The organism is Pseudomonas sp. P4_C3, from assembly GCF_056402075.1.
On record NZ_JBFUIC010000371.1, the window covers coordinates 1 to 3,565 of the forward strand.

At 57.6% G+C, this 3,565-nt stretch carries 2 protein-coding genes and 1 pseudogene; all 3 read left to right on the forward strand.

Going from position 1 to position 3,565, the window contains the following annotated elements:
• Window positions 1–2,438, forward strand: a 2,438-nt coding sequence (gene hsdR / locus AC1DVH_RS27740; protein WP_477756484.1) for a type I restriction-modification system endonuclease, incomplete at its 5' end; no start/stop codon positions are given.
• Between the two features lie 79 nt (window positions 2,439–2,517).
• Window positions 2,518–3,150 (forward strand): hypothetical protein, encoded by a 633-nt coding sequence (locus AC1DVH_RS27745; protein WP_477756485.1) that lies wholly within the window; start codon window positions 2,518–2,520, stop codon window positions 3,148–3,150.
• Window positions 3,151–3,152: 2 nt separating this feature from the next.
• Window positions 3,153–3,565: pseudogene (locus tag AC1DVH_RS27750) on the forward strand (hypothetical protein); the annotation flags it as partial.

The window sequence follows — 3,565 nt, forward strand, 5'->3', positions numbered from 1 at the left end:
TGAAACCATGGCTGGAGGCCGGTCACCCTGCTGCCTGGAATGATGGTGAAGGCAAAACCTTCCAGGTGCCCTTCGCCTTCGCCTGCAATGGTCGCCCTTACATCAAGCAACTCGCCGAACAATCCGGCACCTGGTTCCGAGACCTGCGCAGCCCGGCCAACACAGCCCGGCCGCTGCAAGACTTCCATAAACCCGAAGACTTGCGCGACCTGCTCAAGCGCAGCCGTGCCGAGGCCGAAGCCAAGCTCAAAGAAGAAGGCTTCGCCTATCTGAAGTTGCGCGATTACCAGGAAAAGGCGATCCATGCCGTTGAACAAGCCTTGGCCAACAACCAACGCGACTGCCTGCTGGCGATGGCCACTGGCACAGGCAAAACCCGCACTATCATTGGCTTGATGTACCGCTTCCTGAAAACCGAACGCTTCAAGCGCATTCTGTTTCTGGTCGATCGCAGCGCCCTCGGTCAGCAAGCGATCGACTCGTTCAACGACACCACCCTTGAGCAAAACCACACGCTCGCGCAGATCTACGACATCAAAGAGCTGGGCGACATGGCCGCCGAAGCGGAAACCCGCATCCAGGTGGCTACCGTACAGGCCATGGTCAGCCGGATTTTCCGCTCCGACACGCCACCTTCAGTCGGCGAGTTCGACTGCATCATCGTCGACGAAGCCCACCGTGGTTACACCCTTGATCAGGAAATGAGCGAGGGCGAACTGGCCGTCCGCGATCACAATCAGTACCTCTCGCAGTACCGCCGCGTACTGGATTATTTCGATGCGTGCAAAGTCGGCCTGACTGCGACCCCGGCCAAACACACCAGCGAGATTTTCGGCAAACCCGTGTTCACCTACAGCTATCGCGAAGCTGTGGCAGACGACTGGCTGATCGACCATGAACCGCCGATCCGTTACGAGACGCAACTGAGCAAACACGGCATCCGTTTTGAAAAGGGAGAATCGGTCAGCGTCATCGATACACAGACCGGCGAAGTCGATGTCGCCGAGCTGGAGGACGAACTCAACTTCAACATCGAGTCGTTCAACCGCCGGGTGATCACCCCTGCTTTTGACAAAGTGATTTGCGATGCCCTGGCCAATGAGCTGGACCCTTTTGGCGAAGAAAAAACCATGATCTTCTGCGTCAACCAGGCCCATGCCGAGCGGGTAAAAAACCTGCTCAATGAAGCCTTCAAAGACGCTTACGGCGAGCAATACAACCAGGCAACGGTGCAGATCATCACCGGCCAAAGCGACAAGGTCGAACAGCTGATTCGCAAATACAAAAACGAACCGCACCCCAGCATTGCAATCACCGTCGACCTGCTGACCACCGGCATCGACGTGCCAAAAATCTGCAATCTGGTGTTTATGCGCCGGGTACGCTCACGCATCCTCTATGAGCAGATGAAAGGCCGCGCCACCCGCCGTTGCGACGACATCGGCAAAACGGTATTCCGCATTTACGACCCGGTCGACCTCTACGCCAGCCTGGAAGCCGTCGACACCATGAAGCCGCTGGTGAAAAACCCCAACGTATCCCTGGAGCAATTGGTCAGCGAACTCACCAGCGATGCCAGTCATGACGCTCCCGGTAATCAGGAAGACAGCAGCCACGCCCATGACGTGCTCGACGTACTCAGCCAGCGCATCATGCGGATTTTGCGCAAGGCCGATCACAAAGCTGAAACCAAGCCCCCGCTGAAGAAGAAGCTTGAGGAACTGGAGGACATGTGGGGCGTGGAACCGGCAAAACTGCACAAACATCTGCATGAGCTGGGGCCAAGGCAGGCGGCCGAGTTCATTCGCGAACATAGCCAACTGCTGACCCAATTGAATGCCGTCAGCACCCTGCTGGGCTCGGAAAACTATCCGATCATTTCCACCCACAGCGACGAACTGCTCCTGCGTGAGCAAAGCTACGGCGCCTATCAAAAGCCCCAGGATTACCTCGAAAGCTTCCACGACTTCGTCCACAGCCAACTCAACCAATCCACAGCCTTGGGCGTAGTCGTCAATCGCCCCAAAGACCTCACCCGCGAACAATTGCGCACTGTGCGCTTGCTGCTGGATCAGCATGGTTTCAGCGAAGTCAGCCTCAAAAGCGCCTGGCGCAACCAGACCAACCAGGAAATCGCTGCCAGCATCATTGGCTTTATCCGCCAGGCCGCGATAGGCGAAGCCCTTCTGCCCTTCGACCAACGCGTGGCCAACGCCATGCAAAAAATTTACGCCCTTGAGCCGTGGACGTCCGTACAACGCAAGTGGCTTGATCGCCTGGCCAAACAATTGGTGCACGAGGTGGTCATTGACCCGCAACAAGTCAACGATGCCTTCCAGAACGATGGCGGCCTCAAGAGCTTGAACCGTCACCTGGGCGGCAACCTGGATAAGGTATTGGGAGCCTTGAATGACAACCTGTGGCCTGCGGTCGGCTGAGCCCATTGACAGCGACCGGGCGAAAACACCTAGACTGTCCTCAGTCCCAGGACAAAGGACAGTTGCTAGCTGAGGTGATATGAAGAGTCAAGACGTACTGTTGCTGATCAAACTGATTTGCCTGGAGCAGCGCGAGCGCCAGCAGCAGCAACTCGACAGTGAAACAGCAGAACTGCTCAAGCTCAGCGACACCGCCGAGCAATGGCAAGGCTGGGAAGACCACACCGAACAAGACCCGCCCGTGCACCAGGAAAGCTACTCCGTGCGCGCCCTGCAAGCCTCACTGGGCATCAGCAAAACCGAAGTTGCCTCTGCACTCAAACGCTGCCAGCAAATTGGACTGTTACGCCTGGAGCCAAGCACCCTGCTGCCTCGGGTCAACAGCAAAGCGCTGTTGGGGTTTATTGAGCACGGCTTGCGCTATGTGTTTCCGGTCAAGCCCGCCGAACTGGTCCGCGGCATCCCCACCAGTTTTTCCGCCCCCGTGTTGCAGGGCAAATTGATGAGCGGCGGCGACCTGATTCACGTCTGGCCAGACGCCTATGGCACGCGCAAAGGGCAATCCATCACGCCCCTGTTCAAGACAGTGCCCGGTGCCGTCAAGAAAGACCCGCGCCTATATGAATACCTGGCGCTGATCGATGCCGTGCGCCTGGGCAATGCTCGGGAAGCCAATCTGGCGAACAAACTGCTACGTGAGAAAATTCTTTAACCATGAGCCGCGCACAAAACATTCAGATGCTCGAAGTCGTCGCCGAGGCGCTCGGCGAAGACCTCTGCCAGGAGGTCGCTTTCGTCGGCGGTTGCACGACCGCCTTGCTGCTGACCGACGAATTCACCCTGGAAGAAGTGCGCTACACCGACGATGTCGATCTGGTGGTGCACCTGACAGGCTATGCCCAATGGCAAACGCTGGTGGCACAACTCAAGCAAAAAGGCTTCACGCAATCGCCGCAGGACGAGGTCATTTGCCGCCTGCGACTGGGCGAGTTGAAAGTCGACTTCATGCCCGAAGATGCCGAAACCGCCAACCTGCTGGGCTGCAACAACCGCTGGTTCAGCGACGGCCTGGCCAACGCGCAATGGCATCAGTTGCCAAGTGGCCGCCGCATTCGCCTGTTCAGCCC

Coding starts and splice junctions, on each gene's coding strand:
- AC1DVH_RS27745 (WP_477756485.1), top strand. CDS start 2,518: ATGAAGAGTCAAGACGTACTGTTGCTGATCAAACTGATTTGCCTGGAG.